Here is a 23,872-nt window from a genome sequence, read left to right as displayed (position 1 = left end):
GTATAGTAAAACGTATTGCGGAATTCGGGCCGGATAGCCGGGGAATACCCGCAAATTCCCGGGTTTTAAGCGCTAATCTGCGAAAACACCGTTACTAAAAATACTAAACAAAGCGCGAAAAAGGCAAGGTGAACGTGCGGGTGCATGGCGAGCGGGAAGCGGGCGGCAAGCGGGCTGGCTTCACGCATTCGCGCGAGTCGTGCGCGGTTGCCTCCGCCGGCCGCCGGAAAGGTGCAGTGCAACTAACGGTCTGGCTGCATGGTGCATGAATGCGCGCCCCCGCCGCACCGGGCGCGTCGTGTCTGCAAACGGCGATCGCCCGCCGTTCAGCGGATTGCCACGGCCGGTGGTTCGCCGCGATGGCGCAGCGCAGCGCGGCCCGCATCGAGGTCGACGACCGCGAGCCCATCCGGCTGCTGTTTCGCGCGCCGCTTCGCGAGCGCGGCGACCGATGCGATCTCGTCGCTGCCGTAGCGTTTCGCGCCGTGCGCGCCGGCCGCCACGCCGACCGCGCCGATCGCCATCGTCACGAAGCCGAAGAACGCCGGGTTGCCATGGCGGTCCTCGCCGTGCAGCCCGCCCGCCTGCCGGTCGGCCTGCGTGTAGAAGAGCTGCGCGCCTTCGTTGAAGCGGGCGATCGCGTCGGCGGCGCGTTCGCGCCAGTCGGCGCGCTGGAACAGCACGAGGAAATCGTCGCCGCCGACGTGCCCGAGAAAGTCGCGTTGCGGGTCGCACACGCCGGCCAGCACCGTCGCCGCGAACTTCAGCACCTCGTCGCCCTGCCAGTAGCCGTACTGGTCGTTGAACGGCTTGAACTGGTTCAGGTCGACGTAGCACGCATGAAAGCCGGCGTCGCGCTGGAGCAGGCGGTCGATGTGCGCGCTGATCGGGATGTTGCCGGGCAGGAACGTCAGCGGATTCGCGTAGCGCGCGGCCTCGATGCGCATCTCGGTCACCGCGCGCACCAGGCTCTCGCCGGTGCCGAGCCCGACGTAGCGGCCGTGTTCGGTGATCACGAAGCCGTCCGCGAGATAGCGCTGGTCGTGGCTCGCGAGCAGCATCGCGAGCTGCTCGAAGGTCGTCGCGTTGTCGATCATCAGCGGCGCGTCGTTCGCGAACTGCAGGCACGGCTTCTTCCCGAACACCTCGCGGTGATACGGCAGCGCGAAGCGGTCGATGAAGCCGCGGCGATTCACGAGCGCGACGGGCCGCCCGCGTTCGACGAGCGCGACCGCATGCAGGTCGGGCATCCGGTTGAACAGGTCGAGCACGTCGTTGCTGGTCGCGTCGCGCGGCAGCGCCGGCGCCGGCACCAGCATCTTCCCGGCGATCGTGCCGGCCGGCCGCACCGAGCGCGTCGCGCCGGGAAACACCGCGATGTGCGGCGCGCGGATCGCATCGCGCGCGGCCGGCGCGACGACCCGCGACGGCTGCGCGTTCGGCCGGCCGAGCAGGAAACCCTGCACGCAGCAGATGCCCATGTCGCGCACGACGATCAGGTCGCTTTCGTTCTCGATGCCTTCCGCGATCAGTTTCGCGCCGCTCGCCTGCGCGAAGTGCTGCATTGCCTTCACGGCTTCGAACTTGAGCGGGTCGCGGGCGATGTCGTGGATGAAGAAGCGGTCGATCTTCACGACATCCGGATGCAGGCGCAGCCACAGGTTCATGCTCGCGTTCGCGGTGCCGTAGTCGTCGAGCGCGAACTGGATGCCGGCGTCGCGCAGCGAGGCGACGGCCGGGCCGATCTGGGCGACATCGGGAATCGCATTCTGCTCGGTCAGCTCGATCACGATGCGCTCGGCGCCGATCCGCGCGCGCACGAGGAGCTGACGTGCACGCTCGCGTTCGCTGGCGAGCTTCAGGATCGTCCCGGCGCTGAAGTTGAGGAACAGCTTGCCGTCGCAGCCGAGTGCCGCGAATGCGTCGAGGCAGGTGCGCGCGGCGGCCTGTTCGAGTGCGATCGTCTCGCCTTCGCGCGCGGCCTGCGCGAACAGCGCGGCGGGTGGTTCGAGGTCGGTGCCGCGCGGGCCGCGTATCAGGCCCTCGTAGCCGACGACCGTCCCCGACCCGAGATCGACGATCGGCTGGAAGACGGCGGCGAGCGCGCGATCCGCGATCAGGCGCGTGATGCTGGCTGCAGCGGAATCGGAGTGGGGCGCGGGCATGGGCGAGAGCAGCCGAATCGACGGGACGCCCGACATAACGGCATCGCGCGCGGAGAATTGAATGAAGATTTCGTGACGCGATGGGCGTTGGTGGTGCATCGCGTCGGGTGTGAAGCTGGAAGGGCGGTGAGGCGGTGAGGTGGTGAAGCCGGAAGCGGACGGCGGAAAGCAGGAGGGCGGAAAGCAGGAAGGCGGAAATCAGGAGGACAAAACCGCCGGAACGGCACCCCCCGCTGACCGTCCCGCCGCCCTGCTCGTCAGCGCTTGCCCGGGCTCAGCGCGCCGGACGCCGATGCCGCGTCGCCCTCGTCGTGCTCGCCGCTCATGTCGCGCGCGCCCCAGCGCTGCGCGAGCGCCGCGCACGCCATCAGCTGGATCTGGTGGAACAGCATCAACGGCAGCACGATCGCGCCGACCGCGTTCGCCGAGAAGATCACCTTCGCCATCGGCACGCCGGCCGCGAGGCTCTTCTTCGACCCGCAGAAGATGATCGTGATCTGGTCGGCGCGGTTGAAGCCGAGCCGCTTGCTGACGAACGCGGTCAGCAGCAGCGCGATCGCGAGCAGCACGAGGTTGACGACGAGCAGGCCGCCGAGCGCGCGCGGCGGGATCTGGTGCCACAGGCCTTCGTTGACGGCCTCGCTGAAGGCAACGTAGACGACGAGCAGGATCGAGCCCTGATCGACGAAGCGCAGCACGCCGCGGTTGCGGTCGATCCAGCCGCCGATCATGGGCCGCAGCAACTGGCCGGCGATGAACGGCACGAGCAGCTGCAGCACGATGCTGCCGACGGTGCTCCACGGCGACGCGGCGGCCGCCGACTGCGACGTGATCATCAGCCCGACGAGCGCCGGCGTGACGAAGATCCCGAGCAGGCTCGACGCGGATGCCGCGCACACGGCGGCCGGCACGTTGCCCTTCGCGATCGACGTGAACGCGATCGACGACTGGACCGTCGACGGCAGCGTGCACAGGAACAGCACGCCCGCATACAGCGTCGGCGTGACGAGCGGCTGCAGCACGGGTTTCAGCGCGAGGCCGAGCAGCGGGAACAGCGCGAACGTGCTGAGCAGCACGACCGCGTGCAGCCGCCAGTGGGTCGCACCCGCGATGACGGCTTCGCGCGACAGCTTCGCGCCGTGCAGGAAGAACAGCAGGCCGACGGCGATGTTGGTCGCCCAGTTGAACGCATGGGCGGCCGGGCCACGGCACGGCAGGAAGCTTGCGAGCACGACGGTGCCGACGAGCGCGAGCGTGAAGTTGTCGGGAAGAAAACGGGGACGGGCCATCGGGAACTCGATTCGGAAACGGCAAAGGCGCGCGTCGCGCGCGCGGATGGCGTCATTGTCCCGGTCGGCGATTCACTACACAAATGCATTGTGGGAATCGATTGATGAGCTGATCTCATGCAACAGCGCCCGCGGCATCGGCCCGGCCGGGCGCGAAACGGCAGAAGAATGTTCTGTCGCGGTCGCGCCCGGAAGTGAAAAAACCTAGCAGTAACATGGTGTTACACCGATGCCGGCGACATAACACTTTTTGGCTCGACACGCTTTCGGCCCGCTCATAAATTACTGCTGAAAGCCTTGGGTCGGCCGAAAGGAGCCGGCGGCGGGCGTGGACAGGCACTGAACGATGACGGAACGGGTGAAACGGAAGATCGGACGATGGGTGGCAGGCGTGCTCGGCGCGCTGCTGTTGCCGCTCGCGCTCGCGCAACCGCCCCACGGCGGCGGTCATGCGTTCGGCGGCCACGGCTTCGGTGGCGGCGACATGCGCGCGTACGGCGCGTACGGTCAGCCGGCTGGTGGTGGGCCCGTCTGGCGCCGCGCGGCGCCCCTGGCCGGTGCACGCGCCGGCGGCGTGAACGGCTACGGCTCCCGCTGGGGGCTGCGGCCGACGCCGTCGTATGGCCATTACGCCGCGCAAAGCCCGTATCGTCCGATCAGCGCCGACGTGCGTCAGGTGCCGCGCCCGCCGGGCGGCGGCAACGTGCCGCTGCGTGCCGGTTCGATCCGCGCCGACGTCGCGCGCTACAACGAGGAGCGCGGCGGACGTCCGATGCCGCCGCCCCGCTCGCAGGAAGAGCCTGCGCACTCGCCGTCTTTCTCCCCGTTCTACCGAAACTGAGCGCCCGCGCGCTCGTCCCTCCGCCGGCTGATGCGAATTCGCCACAGTCGCGCACAGATTTCCGCTGATTTTCCCGTCGCATTGCGCTATCTTTCGCGCCCGGCTCGCGTGTGCCCCGCTGCCGTCCCGCCGCGCGACCGCGTTCGTGCGGGGCCGCCGGCAGGTGCCCGGCCATGTATCCATTCCGCGAAGTTAATGCTGGCGCTATACCAGCAATAAGTGTGCGCAATTTTGGCCGGACGAATGATCCGTAAAGATGGCTGCGCCCCATACGACGCAAGCACTCGGCTCCATAAAACAACGCTCGCGCCACTTATCGACAATTCGACAAAATCTGGAGATCCAATGAAAGCATTCGCTCGCCGTGCGTCGCGCACGTCCGTCAAGCTGATCGCCGCGGCCGCCTGCGTGGCGGCTACCGCCCCCGTCCATGCACAGTCGAGCGTGTCGCTCTACGGGCAGGTCGACGAATGGGTCGGCGCAACCAAGTTCCCGGGCGGCAACCGCGCATGGAACGTGAGCGGCGGCGGGATGTCGACGTCGTACTGGGGCCTGCACGGCGCCGAGGATCTCGGTAACGGCTACAAGGCGATCTTCACGCTGGAAAGCTTCTTCCGCGCCCAGAACGGCCAGTTCGGCCGCTTCCAGGGCGACACGTTCTTCGCACGCAACGCCTACGTCGGCATCGATTCGCCGTACGGCACGGTGACGGCCGGCCGCCTGACGACGCACCTGTTCCTGTCGACGATCCTGTTCAACCCGTTCTACGACTCGTACACCTTCTCGCCGATGGTGTATCACGTGTTCCTCGGCCTCGGCACGTTCCCGACCTACCCGAGCGACCAGGGTGCCGTCGGCGATTCGGGCTGGAACAACGCGCTGTCGTACACGTCGCCTTCGTTCGGTGGCCTGAATTTCGGCGCGATGTACGCACTCGGCAACCAGGCCGGCGACAACGGCTCGAAGAAGTGGAGCGCGCAGTTCAACTATGCGAACGGTCCGTTCGCGGCGACCGCGGTCTACCAGTACGTGAACTTCAACAACGGCCCGCGTGACCTGAGCGCGCTGGTGGCCGGCATGAAGAGCCAGGGCATCGCGCAAGTCGGGGCGACCTACGACCTGAAATACGTGAAGCTGTTCGGCCAGTACATGTATACGAAGAATGACCAGGTCGCGGGCAGCTGGCACGTGAACACCGCGCAGGGCGGCGTGTCGGTGCCGCTCGGCGTGGGCAACGCGATGGCGTCGTACGCGTACTCGCGCGATTCGGGCGGCCTCGACCAGACGCGCCAGACCTGGGCCGTCGGCTACGACTATCCGCTGTCCAAGCGCACGGACGTCTACGCCGCGTACATGAACGACCACATCAGCGGCCTGTCGACCGGCAACACGTTCGGCGCCGGCATCCGCGCGAAGTTCTGACGCGCACGCGCGGCCGGCGTGCCGGACGCGGGTGAAAAGCGCGTCCGGACTGCATGTTTTCCCGCCAAAAACGGCGCTGCGACCCCGCGGCGCCGTTTTGCCTTTCTTGACCTTTCTGTTTCCCCGCCTTTGTTACCCTATCTCGTAATTGGACCATTCCCCGTCATTACGAGCTAGTTCGATGGATACCCTCGTCAGCATGAATGTGTTTCGCTACGTCGTCGAAGTGGGCAGCTTCGTCGGCGCGGCCGAGCGCATGCAGATGTCGGCTGCGATGGCGAGCAAGCACGTGATGCATCTCGAGCAGCAGCTCGGTGCGCGGCTGCTGCATCGCACGACACGACGCGTCGCCCCTACCGAGGCGGGACGCGAATACTATGAGCGCCTCGTGCAGGCGCTGTCCGAACTCGACGAAGCCGGGCAGGCCGTCGGCGCCGCGAGCGTGGTGCCGCAAGGCCGGCTGCGCGTCACGTCGCTATCGGCGTTCGGGCTGCGGCACGTGATGCAGGCCGTCACCGACTATGCGGGCCGGTTCCCGGACGTGACCGTCGACATGACGCTGTCCGATCGCGTGGTCGACCTGATCGAGGAAGGCTACGACGTCGCGGTGCGCGCGGCGCCGAACGGATTGAAATCGTCGTCGCTGGTCGCACGTCAGATCGCGACCGCGCACATCCTGCTGGTCGCGTCGCCCGAGTATCTCGAGAAGCACGGCACGCCCGCGACGATCGGCGATCTCGCGCACCACAACTACCTGCGGCGCGACTCGAATTCGACGATGCTCGACGCGCTGGTGATCGACGCGGCCGCCGCGTCGCGCGTGAACCTCAACGGCAACCTGATCGTGAATCATCTCGAAGGGCTGCGTGCGGCCGTGCTCGCGGGCGCGGGCATCGCGCTGCTCGGCACCGAGGTGGTCGGCGACGACATCGAGTCCGGCCGGCTCGTGCCGGTGCTGCTCGATGCGGTGCCGCCGCACGAGGCGCCGATCTACGCGGTCTACGCGAGCCGTCGTCACGTATCCGCGAAGGTGCGTTCGTTCGTCGACTTCCTGGCGGCGCGTTTCGAAGGGCAGTCGCTGTGCCCGTCGATCGAATCGCGCCTGCGCGTGATGCCGATCACGCGGATGAAGCGCGCGGTCTGAGCCGCCGTGTGTCCCGCTACAGCGGGGCAATGAAAAAGCGCGAACCGCTGCGGTTCGCGCTTTTTGTTTTGTCCGCCGGCATGCGCGCCGGCGGCGGCCGCGAGGGCCGACGCATCCGTCAGCGCGGAATGCCGAGTCGCGCCTTCGCGTCGTCGTATTCGCGCTTCAGGCGCTCGACGAGCGCGCCCACGCTCGGCAGGTCGTCCATCAGGCCGACGCCCTGGCCGGCGCCCCAGATGTCTTTCCACGCCTTCGTCTTGTCGCTGCCGAAATTCATCTTGGTCTTGTCGGATTCCGGCAGCGCCTCCGGATCGAGGCCGGCCTTCTCGATGCTCTCGCGAATGTAGTTGCCGTGCACGCCCGTGAAGAGGTTCGTGTAGATGATGTCCGACGATTTCGCGTTCACGATCGCGTGCTTGTAGTCGTCGATCGCGTGCGCTTCCTGCGTCGCGATGAAGCGCGTGCCCATGTACGCGAAGTCGGCGCCCATCGCCTGCGCCGCGAGGATCGAGCCGCCGTTCGCGATCGCGCCGGACAGCACGATCGGGCCGTCGAAGATCTTGCGGACTTCGCCGACGAGCGCGAACGGCGACGTCGTGCCCGCATGGCCGCCTGCACCGGCCGCGACGAGGATCAGCCCGTCGACGCCGGCTTCGAGCGCCTTCTGCGCGTGGCGCAGGTTGATCACGTCGTGCAGCACGATGCCGCCGTAGCTGTGCACCGCGTCGACGATCTCGCGCGCCGGTGCGCGCAGGCTCGTGATGAAGATCGGCACCTTGTGCTCGACGCACACGCGCACGTCGTGCTCGAGCCGCGCATTCGACTGGTGGACGATCTGGTTGACCGCGATCGGGCCGATCACCGCGCCGGGATTCTTTGCCTGGTGATCGGCGAGATCGGACTGGATCTGCGTGAGCCACTCGTCGAGCAGTTCGGCCGGACGGGCGTTGAGCGCGGGGAACGAACCGACGATGCCCGCCTTGCATTGCGCGAGCACGAGTTCGGGGTAGCTGACGATGAACATCGGCGATGCGATGACGGGCAGCGTCAGGTTCTGCAGGACGGTGGGCAATGCCATGTGATGTCTCCAGTCTCCAGGGGCGCCCGCGCGGTCGCGCCGGCGCCATGCTTTGCGGTCGAACGGTGATTCGAGTGTAGCGGCGAAACGATGTCGTCCTTATTAATACGAACGATCGTGCGATTCTACGCGAGCTTAACAAAATGCGCGGTGTGCCGGCAATCGAGTGAGTGTTCTCTTTCTACGGATTCTGGCTGTTGCGCCGCTGTGCTGACGCGCAAGCGCTCCTAAAATAGCCGCCATAACAAACCAACGAGAAACAAACCATGTCGTTTGAGGCGTTTGCACCGTTTCGCGTGACGGTGCAGGACACCGACATCTTCGGTGTCAAAGGAGGCGCGGGTCCGCCGCTCCTGTTGCTGCACGGACATCCGCAAACCCATATGATCTGGCATCGCGTTGCGGCGACGCTCGCGAATCATTTCACGGTGATCGCCACCGACCTGCGCGGGTACGGCGCGTCGGGCAAGCCGCCGAGCGACGCGCAGCACGTGCCGTATTCGAAACGGGCGATGGCGGCCGACCAGGTCGCCGTGATGCGGCATTTCGGCTTCGAGCACTTCCATGTGTGCGCGCACGATCGCGGCGCGCGGGTCGCGCACCGGCTCGCGCTCGATCATCCGGACGCCGTCGAGCGGATGATGCTGCTCGACATCGCACCGACGCTCGCGATGTACGAGAAAACCGATCGCGCGTTCGCGACCGCATATTTCCACTGGTTCTTCCTGATCCAGCCGGAGCCGTTGCCCGAGACGCTGGTCGGTGCGCATACCGATGCGTACATCGAGCGCGTGATGGGCAACCGGTCCGCCGGGCTGGCGCCGTTCGCGCCCGAGGCGCTCGCCGCGTACCGCGCCGCGCTCGCGCAGCCGGGCGCCGTGCATGCGATGTGCGAGGACTACCGCGCGTCCGCGACGATCGATCTCGAGCACGATCGGGCGGATCTCGAGCGCGGCAACAAGGTCGCGTGTCCGCTGCGCGTGCTGTGGGGCGAGAACGGGATCGTCGGCCGCTGCTTCGATCCGCTCGACGAATGGCGCCGTGTCGCGCGCGACGTCAGCGGCCGCGCGCTCGAGTGCGGGCACTACATTCCGGAAGAGGCGCCCGTCGCGCTGATCGACGAACTGCTGGCGTTCTTCGAGGCGCGCGACGCGGCTGCCTGACGGTACGCGCGGGCACCCGTCGGCACGCGGGCGGCGCGGCCGCGTACCGGCTCGTTCAGCGGTGCGCGCCGTCGTCCTCGACGAGCGGCGGCAGCCGGCGCGGCACCGGCGTCGACTTCACGATCGCGGTGCTCGTCTCGGCGCGCTCCGTCACTTTCGACAGGATGTCGTCGAGGTGCGCGATCGTGCGCAGGTAGAGCCGGCAGATGAAGCAGTCGTCGCCGGTCACCTTGTCGCACTCCACGAATTCGGGAATCCGCCGCAGCATCTCTTCGACGAGATGCAGCTGGCCGGGCAGCGGCTTCACGCGAACGATCGCCTGCAGCGTGTAGCCGAGCGCGCGCGGGTCGAGCTCGACGGTGAACGCGGCGATCACGCCTTGCGCCTCGAGCCGCCGCACGCGGTCGGCGGTCGCGGGCGCCGACAGCCCGATCTGCCGGGCGAGTTCGCTGGTGGCGATGCGCGCGTCGTCGGCCAGCGCCGCGAGGATCGCGCGGTCGGTCGCGTCGAGCGACGCGACGGCGGGCGGGGAAAGGCGTTTCGGCATGATCACTTTGCTTTCGAAGGTGAATCGGTCGATTCACTTCAGTTTAGCCGTGGTTGCCGCGAAAGCAAGTTTCTAGAATCGAAGTCATCCACTCTTCTGAACGGAGTTCACGATGGCTTCGAATGAAATTCGCCGCGGCGCCGCCGAGATGGTCGTCGCGATGATGATGTCCGGCACGATCGGCTGGCTCGTGATGTCGTCGCAGCAGCCGCTGACGAACGTCGTGTTCTTCCGCTGCCTGTTCGGCGCCGCGACGCTCGCGATCGTCTGCGCGGCGTTCGGGTTCCTGCGCCGTGCACTGTTCTCGCCGCGGATGCTCGCGCTGGCGACCCTCGGCAGCGTCGCGATCGTCGCGAACTGGCTGCTGCTGTTCGCCGCCTATTCGCGCGCGTCGATCTCGATGGCGACCGCCGTCTACAACACGCAGCCGTTCATGCTCGTCGCACTCGGCGCGATCGTGTTCCGCGAGCGGATCACCGCGTCCACCGTCGCGTGGCTCGCGCTCGCCTTCGTCGGGCTCGTCGCCGTGGTGCGCGTCGAGCCGGCCGTGCTCGCGGTGCCGGGCGAATACCTGGAAGGCGTCGCGCTGTCGCTCGGCGCGGCGTTCCTGTATGCGATCTCGTCGATCGTCACGAAGCACCTGAAGGGCACGCCGCCGCATCTGCTCGCGCTGCTGCAGGCCGGCCTCGGGGTCCTGCTGCTCGCGCCGTTCGCGCACTTCGGCACGTTGCCGGCGACCGCCGGGCAGTGGCTCGACCTCGTCGTGCTCGGCGTCGTGAACACCGGTCTGATGTATGTGCTGCTGTACGGCGCGATCCAGAAGCTGCCGACCGCGATGACCGGCGCGCTGTCGTTCGTCTATCCGGTCGTCGCGATCGTCGTCGATCACGTCGCGTTCGGGCAGACGCTCGCGTGGACGCAGGTGGTCGGCGCGCTGCTGATCCTGCTCGCGGCGGCCGGCGTGAATCTCGGCTGGCGCATCGTGCCGGCCCGTCGTGCGGCCGTCGGCCATTGAAACGGTCGTGCGATTCGGCGAGCCGCTACGGGGCAGCGCAGCCGCTCGTCGAATGCGTATTTCGGGCGCGTGTATTGCGGAGACGGCGTGTGCGTGACGAGCAAAAGTCGTGCGCGCGCACGCGTCCGAGACGCTGTAAGAAGTTGTAGGGAAACACCCGATGCGATGCGGCCGCGTCGCTCGTATGATGCGGGCTGTGACGTTGATCACGTTCACAGGATTCCGATCTCGATGCCGTTCGCCTGTCAGGTTGAACGGCTTTTTTTTATGCGCCGCTTCTCGCCAGCAGACGCCGCCGCGCATCGAGCCGCGCGAGCAACGCGCGCCGCGCGTCGTCGTCCGACGCACGCCATCCCTTGATCTCGCCGCGCGTGCGCAGGCAGCCCGCGCACCAGTCGGTGCGCGGATCGATCCGGCATACGTCGGTGCACGGCGACGCGACCGTGCCGACCGGCACCGTCACCGGCACGTCGCTCATGCGGGCTCCCGCAACGCGACGTCCGCGACCGGCGCGCCCGTCAGCGACACGAGTTCGTTCGGCGACAGGTTGAACACCGCGTGCGGATGGCCGGCGGCGGCCCACAGGCTGTCGAGCTCGAGCAGGTCGGCGTCGATCAGCGTGACGGGTTCGACGAGATGACCGATCGGGCACACGCCGCCGATCGCATAGCCGGTGTGGTCGCGCACGAACTTCGCGTCCGCGCGGCCAACCGCGCCGACTTGCGCGGCGACCTTCTTCTCGTCGACACGATTCACGCCGCTGGCGACCACGAGCACCGGCGCGCCGTCCGACTGGCGGCGAAACAGGATCGACTTCGCGATCTGCGCAACCGAGCAGCCGAGCCCGGCCGCGGCCTCGGCCGAGGTCTTGCCGGTTTCGGCGAGCATCACGATGCCTTTCGCATGGCCACGCTCGCGCAGCAGCAGCGCGACGCGTCGCGCGGAGTCGGGGAGGGAATCGAATGAAGCAGGTGTCGTCATGTTGAGGAATCCATCGAATACCGGGGTCATACGCAGTTCGCGGCGTCGGCCGCGCTCTGCGCCTTGGCGAGCAGGGCGCGACCGGCGCGCGACACGTTCGCGCGGCCGATCGCGTTCGAGATGAAGTCGCCGGCGGCGACGACCTGCGCGAGGTCGATGCCGGTGTCGATGCCGAGGCCCTGCATCAGGTACAGCACGTCCTCGGTCGCGACGTTGCCGGTCGCGCCTTTCGCGTACGGGCAGCCGCCGAGGCCCGCGACCGACGCGTGGAAGATCTCGATTCCTTCGAACAGCGCCGCGTAGATGTTCGCGAGCGCCTGGCCGTAGGTGTCGTGGAAGTGGCCCGACAGGCGTTCACGCGGGAACACGCGCGTGACGGCCGCGAGCACTTCGCGCGTGCGCTTCGGCGTGCCGACGCCGATCGTGTCGGCGATGTCGATCTCGTCGCAGCCGAGCGCCGCGAAGCGCTCGACGACGTCGACGACCGATGCGACCGGCACGTCGCCCTGGTACGGGCAGCCGAGCGTGCACGACACGCTGCCGCGCAGCCGCAGGCCCGCATCCTTCGCCGCCTTCGCGACCGGCTCGAAGCGCGCGATGCTCTCGGCGATGCTGCAGTTGATGTTCCGCTGCGAGAACGCCTCGCTCGCCGCGCCGAAGATCACGACTTCGTCCGCGCGCGCCGCGACCGCATTCTCGAAGCCCTTCAGGTTCGGCGTGAGCACCGAATACACGGTGCCCGCGCGGCGCTCGATGCCGGCCATCACGTCGGCGCCGTCGGCCATCTGCGGCACCCATTTCGGCGACACGAACGACGCGGCCTCGACGTTGCGGAAGCCGGCGTGCGACAGGCGGTCGACGAGCGCGATCTTCACGTCGGTCGGCACGAAGGTCTTCTCGTTCTGCAGCCCGTCGCGCGGGCCGACTTCGACGATCTTGACGGCGGTGGGGAACGTCATGGTTGTCTCCTGGTGTGCTTGTAGGTTCAGTAGCCGCGTGCGTAGTCGACGATGCCGCCGATGCGCTCGCCGCGCTCCAGTGCGCGGATCTTGCCGGCGATCTGGGCGATGGCTTCGTCGCGCAATGTCTCGGCCGAGCTGTGCGGCGTGATCGTAATGCGCGGCGCGTGCCAGAACGGATGGTCTTCCGGCAGCGGCTCGCGGTGGAACACGTCGAGCGTCGCGGCGGCGATCTGGCCGCTCGCGAGCGCGTCGAGCAGGTCGGCTTCGACGAGATGCGCGCCGCGCGCGACGTTGACGACATACGCGCCGGGCGCGAGCAGTGCGAACGTGAGCGACGCCAGGATGCCGTCGGTGTCGGGCGTGCTCGGCAGCAGGTTGACGAGCACCTTCGCGCCGTCGATGCACGCATCGAATGCGCCGTCGCCCGCGAAGGTCGTCACGCCGTCGAGCTGCTTCGCGCTGCGGCTGTAGCCGCGCACGGGCAGGCCGAGCGCGGCGAGCGCGCGCGCGACCTGCGCGCCGAGCACGCCGAGGCCGAGCACGGCGACGATGAAGCTGGCGCGCGCATGCGGTTCGAGCGGTTGCCAGCGGCGCTCGCGCTGCAGCACTTCGTATTCGTCGAAGCGGCGCAGGTAGCGCAGCACCGCGTGCGTCACGTATTCGACCATCTGCTGCGCCATGCCCGAATCCTCGAGCCGCACGAGCGGCACGTGGCGCGGCAGCGTGCCCGGATGCGCGTGCTCGAGCGCGAGCAGCGCGTCGACGCCGGCGCCGAGGTTGAAGATCGCGCGCAGGCCGTCGCGCGGGGCGAAGAATTCGCGCGGCGCGCGCCAGACGAGCGCGTAGTCGGCGGCGGCCGTGTCGCCCGGCTGCCACGCGCGCAGTTCGGCTTCCGGCAGCGCATGCGCGATCTGGTCGCGCCACGCGGCGGCTTCCTGGTGCGGGGAATGGAACAGGATCTTCATTGGATGACGGCGCGCGCGCCGGCGAGGCGCGTCACGGGAACGGCGAGCGGGGCCGGGCGCAGCGCGCCGGCGGGCGTAGCGGACATCGGGCGTCTCCTGACGACCGGGCGCCCGGCGCGTCGGCGCCCGGCCCCGGTTCCGTGTGAAGCTGACGGGAAGCCCACATTCTACGGTTTCGCGGCGCATCGCGCGCCGGTGCGCGAGGCGGGCGGACGCCCGGATGGCCTGCCCCCGGATGGCCGGCCCATGCAAAAGCAAAGCACAAAATATTGGTTCGGCCGCCGCAGACGCCGCGCCACAATCGAATCCCGTCTTCAAGCAAGCGAGGGCAATCATGCGCGCATGCAGCAAATCGGCGTGGCCGCCGCGGCTCGTCACCGTTCCGGGCCTGCACGGCAGCGAAGGCGCTCACTGGCAGACCTTGCTCGAACGGCAGTTCCCGCGCTCGCTGCGCGTCGAGCAGGACGACTGGGATGCGCCCGATCTCGCGCGCTGGGCGCAATCGGTGCGCGCATTGCTCGACCGCGAACGCGGCCCGTTCGTGCTGGCCGCGCACAGCTTCGGCTGCCTCGCGACCGCCCATGCGCTCACGCAGTGGCCGCATACGGGCGATGTCGCGGGCGTGTTGCTCGTCGCGCCCGCCAGTCCGAAGAAATTCACGTTTGCCGGGCCGTTCGACGCGCGCCGGCTCGCCGTGCCGTCGATCGTGATCGGCAGCGAAACCGATCCGTGGATGCCGCTCGGCGACGCGCGCACGCTCGCGCAGCACCTGGGCAGCGCGTTCGTGAACCTCGGCGACGCGGGGCACATCAACACCGCGGCCGGCTTCGGGCCGTGGCCGCGCGCGAAGTACTTCATCGATACGCTCGTCCATTGCGCGGCACCGCTGCGCTTTCGCGACGCGGACGACGGCTTCGAAACCGCGCTCGTCGACCGCGCGCTCGCGCACGCGGTCTGACGGGCGGGCGGCGCGGCGCGTGCCGCGCGGCGGCTGTCGCGGCATCGCGTGCCGTTGCGCGTGCGGCGCACGCACGGGCCTGACGCCGGCCGGGGCCGAATCGCTCGGCCGGCCGGGCTCGGCGTGGCCCGCGAGGTGGCGCGACGCCATGCCGTTTGCGCCGCCGCCGACCGTGACGTCATGTCAGCGACGCCTCCCAACGAATGCCCACCGCTCTCCCCGAGCGGGTCCGACTCATTTCACGTAGTGGCGGGATCAGCCCGGCGACGACGCGGCCGCGCTGGAGGCGGCTGCATTCGCGGCGGGCTTCGCATCGTCGTCGTCATCGGGCGGGTAGTGCACGACGGGCGGCGCGAGCGGCGCGGCATCGGACGCGGCGGTATTCGCGCTCGCGTCACTGTTGAACGCGCCGGCGGCGCCGCTCGATGCGCCGCCGGCCTGCTGCGCGGCGTCGGTCGCGTTGGCGTCGTGCGGCGCGTCGTCGCTGCAGGCGGCGACGAAAACGGCGGCACATAGAACGACGGCGACGAAAACGCGACGCATGACTTCTCTCCTGGCAGGCTGATCGGGAAACGTTTTCGAGTATGCCGCCGCGATGCGACGTTTCGGTGAATCGTTTGCGATGCGAGTGTGATCGCGACATGTTTTCGTCAGGCCGACGGAACGCCTTCGCGGCGATCCGCCGGCACGCGTGGCGGAATTTTCCAGCAGAGACGGATGCTGCGCGCATTTACACGGCGCGCCACGACGCGACCCGGCCACGGCGACGCAAGCGCCATGCGCGCCGTGGCACATGCACCCGGCAACTTGCGACCGATGTGTGGCCGGATGCGCCGGAAAACCGGGCGTTATTGCCGCTTCGTCAGCGAACGGCCAGCCGCGCGCCAGCGTGGTGTCATGAAGGCAGGGTCAGCGGCAACGTGTTCCGTCTGCCGCCCGTGCCGCGCCGCGCACGGGTGACTGACGCGACACATCGGCGTTGCCCCGCCGTTTCGCGGCACCGGAATTGCTCGTTGCCGATGGGCGTGCCGCCCGCACCGCCATCCGGGCGCGGGCAGCACATCTGCGTCCATCGACCATTGAGCGAGCAGAAGCCATGTCCAGCGATCGATCCGATTCTCCGTCTGCCGAACCGGCGCGCGATGCCGCCCCGTCGCCGCTCGGGCCCGGCCATTCAGCGGCGCCGCGGTTGCCGCACGACACGCCGTCCAGTGCCGCGCGGCGCCGCTTCCTGCAATCCGCGGCGGCGGCCGCGACCGTCAGCGCCGCATCGCACGTTCATCCGCCGCCGTCGTACGCGGCATCCACGCCGGCCGCGCCCCGCCGCGATCCGGTGCCGGCGCAGCCCGTGCGTCTCGACATCAACGGGCGCGCGTACACGCTGCAGCTCGAACCGCGCGTCACGCTGCTCGACGCACTGCGCGAATACGCCGGGCTCACGGGCACGAAGAAGGGCTGCGATCGCGGGCAGTGCGGCGCGTGCACGGTGCTCGTCGACGGGCGGCGCATCAACGCATGCCTGACGCTCGCGGTGATGCACGAAGGCGCACGAATCACGACCGTCGAAGGGCTGGCGCGCGGCGGCGTGCTGAGCCCGGTGCAGCGCGCATTCGTCGAATGCGATGCGTTCCAGTGCGGCTACTGCACGTCCGGCCAGCTCTGCTCGGCGACCGCGCTGCTCGACGAGTTCGCGGCGGGGGCCGGGAGCGCCGCCACCGACGACGTGCGGCGCCGTCCCGCGCAGCTGTCGGACGACGAGATCCGCGAGCGCATGAGCGGCAACCTGTGCCGCTGCGGCGCGTACCCGAACATCGTCGCCGCCGTGCGCGCCGCGCACGCGGCGCGCGGCTAGCCGACGGAGGGCACCACAATGGAAGCGATCTCCTACGAACGCGCGACCGACGTCGCCGGCGCCGTGCGCGCGGCGCAGCGGCCCGGCGCCGCCTTCATCGGCGGCGGCACGAACCTGCTGGACCTGATGAAGGGCGGCGTCGCGCGGCCCGTCACGCTCATCGACATCACGCACATCGCGGGCCTCGATACGGTCGAGGCGCTGCCCGGCGGCGGCGTGCGCATCGGCGCGCTCGTGCGCAACAGCGATGCGGCCGATCATCCGCGCCTGCGCGCCGACTATCCGCTGCTGTCGCAGGCGCTGCTCGCCGGCGCGTCCGCGCAATTGCGCAACATGGCGACCGTCGGCGGCAACCTGATGCAGCGCACGCGCTGCCCGTATTTCTACGATCCCGCGTTCGCGCAATGCAACAAGCGCGAGCCGGGCAGCGGCTGCGCGGCGATCGGCGGCCACAACCGGATGCACGCGATCCTCGGCGCCAGCCCCCAGTGCGTGGCGGTGAACCAGTCGGACATGAGCGTCGCGCTCGCCGCGCTCGACGCCGTCGTGCAGGTGAGCGGCCCGCGCGGCGCGCGGCAGATTCCGATCGCATCGTTTCACCGCTTGCCGGGCGATCGTCCCGACCTCGACACGGCGCTCGAGCCGGGCGAGCTGATCACCGCGGTGGACTTGCCGCCGCCGCGCTTCGCCGACCATGCGCACTATCTGAAGGTGCGCGATCGCGCGAGCTATGCGTTCGCGCTGGTGTCGGTCGCGGCCGCGCTGCGGATGGACGGCCCGCGCGTCGCCGACGCGCGGATCGCGCTCGGCGGCGTCGCGCACAAGCCGTTGCGTGCGATGGAGGCGGAAGCGCATCTCGCGGGCCGCACGCCGACCGACGCGACGTTGCGCGAGGCGGCCGCGCTGGCGTTGCGCGACGCGCGGCCGCTCGACGGCAATGGCTTCAAGGTCGCGCTCGCGCAGCGGGCGATCGTCCGTGCGGTCGAAATGGCAGCCGCCACGACGGGAGGTGCCGCATGAACACGATGACGGGACAGCCGCTGGACCGTGTCGACGGCGTGCTCAAGGTGACGGGGGGCGCACACTACGCGGCCGAATTCTCCGATGCGCGGCTCGCGCACGCGGTGCTCGTGACGAGCACGATCGCAGCCGGGCGCATCGAGTCGATCGATGCGGCGCGCGCCCGCGCGATGCCGGGCGTGCTGATCGTGATCACGCACGAGAACGCGATGCGGCTGCCCAACGGCGGCCGGCCGCCGCTGTCGCCGCCCGCCGGGCGCCGACTCACGTTGCTGCAGGACGACACGGTGCGCTACAGCAACGAACCCGTCGCGGTCGTCGTCGCCGAAACGCTCGAGCAGGCGACCGACGCCGCGCATGCCGTGCAGGTGCGCTATCGCGCGAGCGATGCCGTGGCGGATTTCGCGCAGGCGTTGCGCTGGGCGCGCGTGCCGCCGAAGCAGCAGGGCCGCCCGATGGATACGCAGCGCGGCGACGTCGATGCGGGCCTGCGCGAAGGCGCGGTGCGCATCGACGCGACCTATACGACGCCGATGCAGCATCACAACCCGATCGAGCCGCATGCGACGATGGCGCGCTGGGACGGCCCGACGCTCACGCTGCACGATGCGACACAGGGCGTGTCGGGCGCGAGCACGGCGGTGGCCGCGGTCTTCGGCATCGCGCCGGACCACGTGCGCGTGATTTCACCGTTCCTCGGCGGCGGCTTCGGCTGCAAGGGTTCGTCGTGGTCGCACGTGTCGTTGTGCGCGATGGCCGCGAAGCAGGTCGGGCGCCCGGTTCGTCTCGCGCTGACGCGGCCGCAAATGTTCGGCCCGGTCGGCGGGCGGCCGTTCACCGAACAGCGCATCGTGCTGGCCGCCCGCCAGGATGGCACGTTGACGGCGATGCGCCACGACACGATTGCCACCACGTCGACGTTCGAGGACTGGATGGAGATGTGCGGGATGCCGTCGCGGATCATGTACGCGGTGCCGAACCACGCGACCACGCACCGGCTCGTGTCGCTGAACGTCGGCACGCCGACGTTCATGCGCGCGCCCGGCGAGGCGTCGGGCTCGTTCGCGCTGGAATCGGCGATGGACGAGCTCGCGTGGCAACTCGGCATGGACCCGGTCGCGCTGCGGCTCGCGAATTACGCGGCGGTCGATCCGCAGGACGGCAAGCCGTGGTCGAGCAACAAGCTGCGCGAATGCTACGAGCTCGGCGCGCGGCGCTTCGGCTGGTCGCGCCGCACCGGCGCGCCGCGCACGATGCGCGACGGCGACACGCTGATCGGCCTCGGGATGGCGGCCGCCACGTATCCGGCGAACCGCAGCGAAGCGTCGGCGCGGGCGCGCATCTTGCCGGACGGCACGGCCGAAGTCGCGTCGGGCACGCAGGACATCGGCACCGGAACCTACACGGTGATGACGCAGGTCGCGGCCGATGCGCTCGGTTTCTCGCCGCAGAACGTGCGCTTCGTGCTCGGCGATTCCAGCCTGCCGCGTGCGCCGGTATCGGGCGGCTCGCAGTCAGCGGCGAGCGTGGCGCCGGCCGTGCGCGAGGCCGCGCTGCAGGCGCGCGCGAAGCTGGTCGCGCTGGCGGTCGCCGCCCCCGGATCGCCGCTGCACGGCGTCGCGGCCGACGACGTGACGGTCGACAACGGCTGGGTCGTGCATCGCGACGACCCTTCGCGGCGCGATCCGGCCGCGGCGGTGATCGCGCGCGCGGGCGGTCAGCCGATCGACGTGCAGGCGACGACGAAGCCGGGCGACGAGAAGTCGCGCTATGCGTCTCATTCCTTCGGCGCGGTGTTTGCCGAAGTGCACGTCGATGCCGAACTCGGCACGATTCGCGTACCGCGCATCGTCGGCGTCTACAGCGTCGGCAGCCTGCTCAACGCGAAAACGGCACGCAGCCAGTTGATCGGCGGGATGGTGTGGGGGCTCGGCACCGCGCTCGAGGAAGGCTCGCATCTCGACGTGCGGCACGGCCGCTTCACGAACGCGAATCTCGCTGAATATCACGTGCCCGTGAACGCGGACATCGGCGAGCTGGACGTGAGTTTCGTCGACGAGCGCGACACGCATTTCAATCCGCTCGGCATTCGCGGCATCGGCGAGATCGGCATCACCGGCGTGCCGGCCGCGATCGCCAATGCGGTCTTTCACGCGACCGGCGTGCGGGTGCGCGATCTGCCGATCACGCTCGACAAGGTGGCGATGCCGATGCGGGCGTGAGCGCCGGCGTCAGCGCCGCGGCGTCCTGCGCCGCACCTCGCTGCGCAGCCAGTCGAGCCAGGTGCGGATCGCCGCTTCGTGAGGATGGCCGGGGCGCCACACGACGTAGTGCGCATACACGTCGGTCACGCGCACCGTCGACACGCGCACGAGCGTGCCGTTCGCGAGTTCGGGCTCGATCAGCGAGCGGCGCGCGAGGGCGACGCCGCGCCCCTTCAGCGTCGCGTCGATCAGCGCATTCGGATCGGTGAAGCGCGGCGCGCGTGCGGATTCGGTGAGGTCGAGCCGCGCGGCCTGGAGCCACGGTTCCCACGGCTGCGCGGGATGGCGCAGCAGCGTCGCGCGCACGAGATCGGCCGGCGCGCGCGGCGCGACGCCGTCGCGATTGCGGTACGCGGGGCTCGCGACTGGAAAGATCGTCTCGTTCATCAGCTTCTCGGCGACGACGCCCGGCCACGTGCCGGGCCCGTAGCGCAGCGCGACGTCGATGCGGTCGCGCTTGCGCAGCGGCGCCAGCGCCACGTCCGGGTGCAGCGCGATCGCGATGTGCGGATGCGCGGCCGCGAAGCGCGGCAGGCGCGGCGCGAGCCAGCGCTCGGCGACGCTCGGCAGCACGCTGACGTTCAGCGTGACGTCGCAGGTGCGAGGGCGACTGCGCACGGCGAGTGCCGGCTCGAACGCGCGCTCGAGCACGCTGAGGCCCTGGCGTACCTGCAGGGCGAGCGCGTGCGCGGCGTGCGTCGGCGTCGCACCGTTGCGCTCGCGCGTGAAGAGCGGATAGCCGAGCTGCGCCTCGAGCGCACGGATGTGCTGGCTGACGGCGCCTTGCGTGAGCGCGAGTTCATCTGCCGCACGCGTGAAGCTCTGCAGCCGCACGGCGGTCTCGAACGCGCGCAGCGTCTGCAGCGGAGGAAGGTGGATGCGTCGCATGCGGGTATTAGTAACACTAATGTCCGAGCACGACAATTCATCGTTTGCGGCGGGCGGGCACGCGTTCCTACACTCGGTTCCGTCTTCCACAGCCTCGTCGGGCCCCACCACCATGAACGCCTATCGTCTCTATCTATCGCCGGGCGCCTGCTCGCTTGCCGCCCACATCGCACTGGAGGAAACCGGCGCGCCGTTCGACGTCGAGATCGTCTCCGTGCAGAAGCAGCAGAACCTCGAGGCGCGCTATCTCGCGATCAACGCGAAGGCGCGCGTGCCGGTGCTCGCGATCCCGGGCGAGCCGCACGTGCTGACCGAAACGCCGGCGATCCTCACGTATCTCGCGCGCCGTTATCCCGAGGCGCAGCTGCTGCCGTTCGGCGATCCGCTGCGCGAGGCACGGTGCCACGAATGGCTCGCCTGGCTGGTCGGCTGGGTGCATGGCGTCGGCTACGGCGCGCTGTGGCGGCCGGGCCGTTTCATCGGTGATCCGGCCCTGCATGGCGAGGTCAGCGCGCACGGCCGACGCACGATCGAAGCCGCGAACGAGGCGATCGAAGCCGCGCTCGCCGATGGCCGCACGTGGGCCGAGCCGGGCGCGCATTCGATCGTCGATCCGTTCCTGTTCGTGCTGTATCGCTGGGGCGTCGCGATCGGGCTCGACATGACGCGGCATGCGGCTTGGACTGCCCACGCGCAGCGCGAGGCCGAGCGGCCCGCGTCGCGGCGTGCGTTGGCGCGCGAGGCGGCCTGACGGATCGCGCGGGCGTCGTGGCGTGCGCGGCGACGCCCGCGGGAGACGTGCGGCTGCTATTTCGCGGCGAACAGCGGATAGGTCGCGCCGGCGACCAGCGCGGCCGCGAGCCACACGACACTCCACGAACTGACTGCGAGCAGCGGTGGAATCGCGAGTGGCGTCGCGAACAGCCCGAGGTAGACGATGGTATTGGCCATTCCGAGTGCGGTGCCCGCCTGATTCGCGCCCGCGAGCGTCGCGAGCTCCGTGTACGCGACGCCGTGCCACGCGGACACGCAGATGCCGGCGAAGACGAGAATCGCGACGATCGCGGCGAGCGGCACGTGCGCATGGCCAGCCGTCGCGGCTGCGAGCAGCGCGAACGAGCCGGCCGCGACGAACACCGATCCGCGCAGATACGCGCGCCGGTTGCCGTGCCGGTCGGTATGACGGCCGCTCCACACGCGCATCACCATCGCGCCCAGCTGCAGCGTGACCATCGCCGCACTGATGCCGGCGAGGCCGAGTCGGCCGAAGTCGTGCAGGAACACCGTCGCGAACGTGAGCACCGCGAACTGCGGCGCGCACAGCAGGCCGATGCCGAGCACGATGCGCCACACGGGGCCGCTCGCGAGCGGGTTGCGCCCCTGCCGCGCGGACGGCTGCCGCTCGACGAGGCGATGCGTGGCCGGGTGCGTCACGGCCGGCTCGGCCGGCGGCTCGTGCAGCCAGCGCCAGGTGAGCGCGGCCGAACCTGCACACAGCAGCATCAGCGCGCCGAATACCGCGGCGAAGCCGATATGCGATGCGAGCGACGGCAGCAGCGCCGCGCCGATGCCGCCGCCGAGCGGCACGGCCGTCTGGCGGATGCTCATCGCGAGCCCGCGTTCACGCTCGCCGAACCAGCGCATCACCGCGCGCCCGCTCGACCCGTTCACGCTGCCGCCGAGCAGGCCGACGCAGCACATCGTCGCGACGACGCGCATCAGCGGCGGCACGCCGTGCGCGCTCGGGACGATCGTGCACACCATCAGCGCGAACATCGCGGCCGTGGCGACGAGCCCGGCGAGCAGCACGCGGCGGTCGCCGAAGCGGTCGGCGGCCATTCCCCACGGCAGCTCGGACAGCGCGACGCCGAAGCCGAGCGCGCCGAGCACGAGGCCGAGTGCGCCGTTGTCGAGGTGATAGGCCGTGCGCATCCACACGGCCGTGGTCGGAATGCCGGCCGCCGCGGCCGAAAAGCTCATGTTCGCGGCGACGCCGGCCGCCAGCACGCGCCAGCGATGAGCCGCGCCGCGCACGTCGCGGGCGGGCGAGGAGGGGGAAGCGATGCACGAGGTATCCATGACGGCAGGCCCGGTTGGAAATTGACATCCACAGTCTGGCGACCTACATTCATCCTGAAAATCGGAAAGTTTTTGATGAATCGCTCGATAAAACAGGATGGTTGAGATGTCCGGACAAGACATTCCACGCGACGACGGCGAGTCGCTTGCGCTGGCCCGGCCCAACTTCGACGTGGCGGCGCTGCGCAGCCTCGTCGCCGGGGTGGATCTCGGCAGTTTTGCGAAGGCGGCCGACCGCGTTGCGCGCTCGTCGTCGGCGGTGAGCGCGCAGATCCGCAAGCTCGAGGAGCAGGCCGGCACGCCGCTGTTCGTGAAGGCCGGGCGCGGGCTGGCGTTGACCGACGCCGGCGACGCGATGCTGCGCTACGCGCGGCGGATGATCGAGCTGAACGACGAGGCGGCCGCGGCCGTGCGCGGCATGAATCTCGACGGCTGGGTGCGCGTCGGGCTGCAGGAGGATTTCGGCGAGGCGATTCTGCCCGACGTGCTCGGGCGGTTCGCGCGTGCGCATCCGAAGGTGCGGATCGAGGCGCGCGTGGCGCGCAATGCCGACTTGCTCGACCGGCTCGACGCGAACCAGCTCGATCTCGCGCTGGTGTGGGGAGACCCGGCGTCGGCGGCGCTGGTGGCGCGCGCGGGGATCGATAGCGAAGCGATCGCGCAGGTGCCGATGCAGTGGGTGGGGGCGGCGGGCTTGGCCGCGGGCGGCTTCGGCATGCCGGGCGGCGGTGCCGAGGAGGGGATGGACGGCGGCGCGGTCGAAACGGGCGATCGTGCGGGGCGGGAGCCCGGCGAGCCGCTGCCGCTCGTCGTGTTCGACCGGCCGTGCCGGTTCTTCGGCGCGGCGACCGGCGCGCTCGATCGCGCGGGCGTGCCGTGGCGCGTTGCGTTCACGACCCCCAGTCTCGCCGGGCTATGGGCCGCGGCGGCGGCCGGCCTCGGGCTGACGGTGCGCTCGCAGTACGGGCTGCCCGCTTCGGTGCGCGTGCTCGATGCGGCTTCGAGCGGGCTGCCGGCCCTGCCGAGTTTGCCGCTGATTTTGCTGCGGCGCACGTCGTCGGCGACGCCGACCGTCGATCGGCTCGCGCGGATCGTGAAGCAGGCCGTGCGGGATGCGACGGAGGGGACGGGGGTGGCGCTGGCGGCGTGACGAAACACTCGATTGCCGCTGCGGGTTGCAATTCGGCAGCCCCTCTGCCGATCGGTCGAATGGATCGATCAGGTGAACCTGACTACAGT

Annotated in this window: 22 protein-coding genes; 11 read left to right on the top strand and 11 right to left on the bottom strand. The window is 69.6% G+C overall.

From position 1 onward, the window contains the following. Positions 1-326 precede the first annotated feature (326 nt). Together CFB45_RS16685 and CFB45_RS16680 are read right to left on the bottom strand one after the other, a co-directional pair. Entirely contained in the window at positions 327-2,165 is a 1,839-nt protein-coding gene (locus CFB45_RS16685) for an EAL domain-containing protein (protein ID WP_089426669.1), read from the bottom strand. Between the two features lie 257 nt (positions 2,166-2,422). Beyond that, positions 2,423-3,454 carry a bile acid:sodium symporter family protein gene (locus CFB45_RS16680; protein WP_089426483.1) on the bottom strand — a complete coding sequence of 344 codons (1,032 nt, stop codon included), beginning with the start codon at positions 3,452-3,454 and terminating at the stop codon, positions 2,423-2,425. Positions 3,455-3,800: 346 nt separating this feature from the next. Here CFB45_RS16680 and CFB45_RS16675 point away from each other — a divergent pair, with 346 nt between their 5' ends. From CFB45_RS16675 to CFB45_RS16665, 3 genes are all read left to right on the top strand, one after another. Beyond that, positions 3,801-4,295: a peptide-binding protein gene (locus CFB45_RS16675; RefSeq protein WP_089426482.1), complete on the top strand. Its 495-nt coding sequence runs from the start codon at positions 3,801-3,803 to the stop codon at positions 4,293-4,295. 345 nt (positions 4,296-4,640) lie between these two features. Beyond that, positions 4,641-5,717, top strand: coding sequence for a porin (locus CFB45_RS16670; RefSeq protein WP_089426481.1), 1,077 nt, complete (start codon positions 4,641-4,643; stop codon positions 5,715-5,717). A 181-nt stretch (positions 5,718-5,898) separates the two neighbouring features. Next, positions 5,899-6,861: a LysR family transcriptional regulator gene (locus CFB45_RS16665; RefSeq protein ID WP_089426480.1), complete on the top strand. Its 963-nt coding sequence runs from the start codon at positions 5,899-5,901 to the stop codon at positions 6,859-6,861. Positions 6,862-6,979: 118 nt separating this feature from the next. Here CFB45_RS16665 and CFB45_RS16660 read toward each other — a convergent pair whose 3' ends face one another. Further along, positions 6,980-7,939: an NAD(P)H-dependent flavin oxidoreductase gene (locus CFB45_RS16660; RefSeq protein WP_089426479.1), complete on the bottom strand. Its 960-nt coding sequence runs from the start codon at positions 7,937-7,939 to the stop codon at positions 6,980-6,982. Positions 7,940-8,205: 266 nt separating this feature from the next. Here CFB45_RS16660 and CFB45_RS16655 point away from each other — a divergent pair, with 266 nt between their 5' ends. Continuing rightward, positions 8,206-9,102: an alpha/beta fold hydrolase gene (locus tag CFB45_RS16655; protein WP_089426478.1), complete on the top strand. Its 897-nt coding sequence runs from the start codon at positions 8,206-8,208 to the stop codon at positions 9,100-9,102. A 55-nt stretch (positions 9,103-9,157) separates the two neighbouring features. Here CFB45_RS16655 and CFB45_RS16650 read toward each other — a convergent pair whose 3' ends face one another. After that, the gene (locus CFB45_RS16650) at positions 9,158-9,649 is read right to left on the bottom strand and encodes an Lrp/AsnC family transcriptional regulator (protein ID WP_011353413.1); all 492 of its coding nucleotides are present in this window, start codon (positions 9,647-9,649) and stop codon (positions 9,158-9,160) included. A 112-nt stretch (positions 9,650-9,761) separates the two neighbouring features. Between CFB45_RS16650 and CFB45_RS16645 the strand changes: the two genes are divergently transcribed. Then, positions 9,762-10,664, top strand: a complete 903-nt coding sequence (locus CFB45_RS16645) for a DMT family transporter (protein WP_089426477.1) — start codon at positions 9,762-9,764, stop codon at positions 10,662-10,664. Between the two features lie 265 nt (positions 10,665-10,929). Here CFB45_RS16645 and CFB45_RS16640 read toward each other — a convergent pair whose 3' ends face one another. The 4 genes from CFB45_RS16640 to CFB45_RS16625 are packed head-to-tail and all read right to left on the bottom strand — an operon-like array spanning position 10,930 to position 13,572. Beyond that, the gene (locus CFB45_RS16640) at positions 10,930-11,142 is read right to left on the bottom strand and encodes a DUF1289 domain-containing protein (protein WP_089426476.1); all 213 of its coding nucleotides are present in this window, start codon (positions 11,140-11,142) and stop codon (positions 10,930-10,932) included. Continuing rightward, positions 11,139-11,645 carry a YbaK/EbsC family protein gene (locus CFB45_RS16635; protein ID WP_089426475.1) on the bottom strand — a complete coding sequence of 169 codons (507 nt, stop codon included), beginning with the start codon at positions 11,643-11,645 and terminating at the stop codon, positions 11,139-11,141. Before CFB45_RS16635 ends, CFB45_RS16640 begins: the two co-directional genes overlap by 4 nt. 26 nt (positions 11,646-11,671) lie before the next feature. Next, positions 11,672-12,604 (bottom strand): hydroxymethylglutaryl-CoA lyase, encoded by a 933-nt coding sequence (locus CFB45_RS16630; protein WP_089426474.1) that lies wholly within the window; start codon positions 12,602-12,604, stop codon positions 11,672-11,674. A gap of 26 nt (positions 12,605-12,630) precedes the next feature. Beyond that, positions 12,631-13,572 (bottom strand): 2-hydroxyacid dehydrogenase, encoded by a 942-nt coding sequence (locus CFB45_RS16625; RefSeq protein WP_089426473.1) that lies wholly within the window; start codon positions 13,570-13,572, stop codon positions 12,631-12,633. Positions 13,573-13,906: 334 nt separating this feature from the next. Between CFB45_RS16625 and CFB45_RS16620 the strand changes: the two genes are divergently transcribed. Next, on the top strand, positions 13,907-14,530 hold the full coding sequence (locus CFB45_RS16620) for an RBBP9/YdeN family alpha/beta hydrolase (protein WP_089426472.1): 624 nt from the start codon (positions 13,907-13,909) through the stop codon (positions 14,528-14,530). 255 nt (positions 14,531-14,785) lie between these two features. Here the strand turns inward: CFB45_RS16620 and CFB45_RS16615 are convergent, their stop codons facing one another. Continuing rightward, positions 14,786-15,073, bottom strand: a complete 288-nt coding sequence (locus CFB45_RS16615) for a hypothetical protein (protein ID WP_089426471.1) — start codon at positions 15,071-15,073, stop codon at positions 14,786-14,788. A 553-nt stretch (positions 15,074-15,626) separates the two neighbouring features. Between CFB45_RS16615 and CFB45_RS16605 the strand changes: the two genes are divergently transcribed. From CFB45_RS16605 to CFB45_RS16595, 3 genes are read left to right on the top strand one after another with little or no spacing between them, the layout of a single operon-like run. Continuing rightward, positions 15,627-16,382 carry a (2Fe-2S)-binding protein gene (locus CFB45_RS16605; protein WP_089426470.1) on the top strand — a complete coding sequence of 252 codons (756 nt, stop codon included), beginning with the start codon at positions 15,627-15,629 and terminating at the stop codon, positions 16,380-16,382. A gap of 18 nt (positions 16,383-16,400) precedes the next feature. After that, positions 16,401-17,402: an FAD binding domain-containing protein gene (locus tag CFB45_RS16600; RefSeq protein ID WP_089426469.1), complete on the top strand. Its 1,002-nt coding sequence runs from the start codon at positions 16,401-16,403 to the stop codon at positions 17,400-17,402. Continuing rightward, positions 17,399-19,624 (top strand): xanthine dehydrogenase family protein molybdopterin-binding subunit, encoded by a 2,226-nt coding sequence (locus tag CFB45_RS16595; protein WP_089426468.1) that lies wholly within the window; start codon positions 17,399-17,401, stop codon positions 19,622-19,624. The genes CFB45_RS16600 and CFB45_RS16595 overlap by 4 nt, the downstream gene beginning before the upstream one ends. 9 nt (positions 19,625-19,633) lie before the next feature. On the opposite strand, the gene CFB45_RS16590 is transcribed toward CFB45_RS16595, so the two are convergent. After that, complete coding sequence (locus tag CFB45_RS16590; RefSeq protein WP_089426467.1) at positions 19,634-20,554, bottom strand: LysR substrate-binding domain-containing protein; 921 nt, start codon at positions 20,552-20,554, stop codon at positions 19,634-19,636. Positions 20,555-20,666: 112 nt separating this feature from the next. Here CFB45_RS16590 and CFB45_RS16585 point away from each other — a divergent pair, with 112 nt between their 5' ends. Next, positions 20,667-21,305, top strand: a complete 639-nt coding sequence (locus tag CFB45_RS16585; protein ID WP_089426466.1) for a glutathione S-transferase family protein — start codon at positions 20,667-20,669, stop codon at positions 21,303-21,305. 56 nt (positions 21,306-21,361) lie between these two features. On the opposite strand, the gene CFB45_RS16580 is transcribed toward CFB45_RS16585, so the two are convergent. After that, the gene (locus CFB45_RS16580; protein ID WP_089426465.1) at positions 21,362-22,633 is read right to left on the bottom strand and encodes an MFS transporter; all 1,272 of its coding nucleotides are present in this window, start codon (positions 22,631-22,633) and stop codon (positions 21,362-21,364) included. A 106-nt stretch (positions 22,634-22,739) separates the two neighbouring features. On the opposite strand from CFB45_RS16580, the gene CFB45_RS16575 reads away from it, so the two are divergent. After that, entirely contained in the window at positions 22,740-23,783 is a 1,044-nt protein-coding gene (locus tag CFB45_RS16575) for a LysR substrate-binding domain-containing protein (protein ID WP_089426464.1), read from the top strand. Positions 23,784-23,872 lie beyond the last annotated feature (89 nt).

This window comes from Burkholderia sp. HI2500, assembly GCF_002223055.1.
GTDB lineage: Bacteria > Pseudomonadota > Gammaproteobacteria > Burkholderiales > Burkholderiaceae > Burkholderia.
The sequence above is the reverse complement of the archived record's forward strand: the minus strand, read 5'-3'. Positions and strand labels throughout refer to the sequence as shown.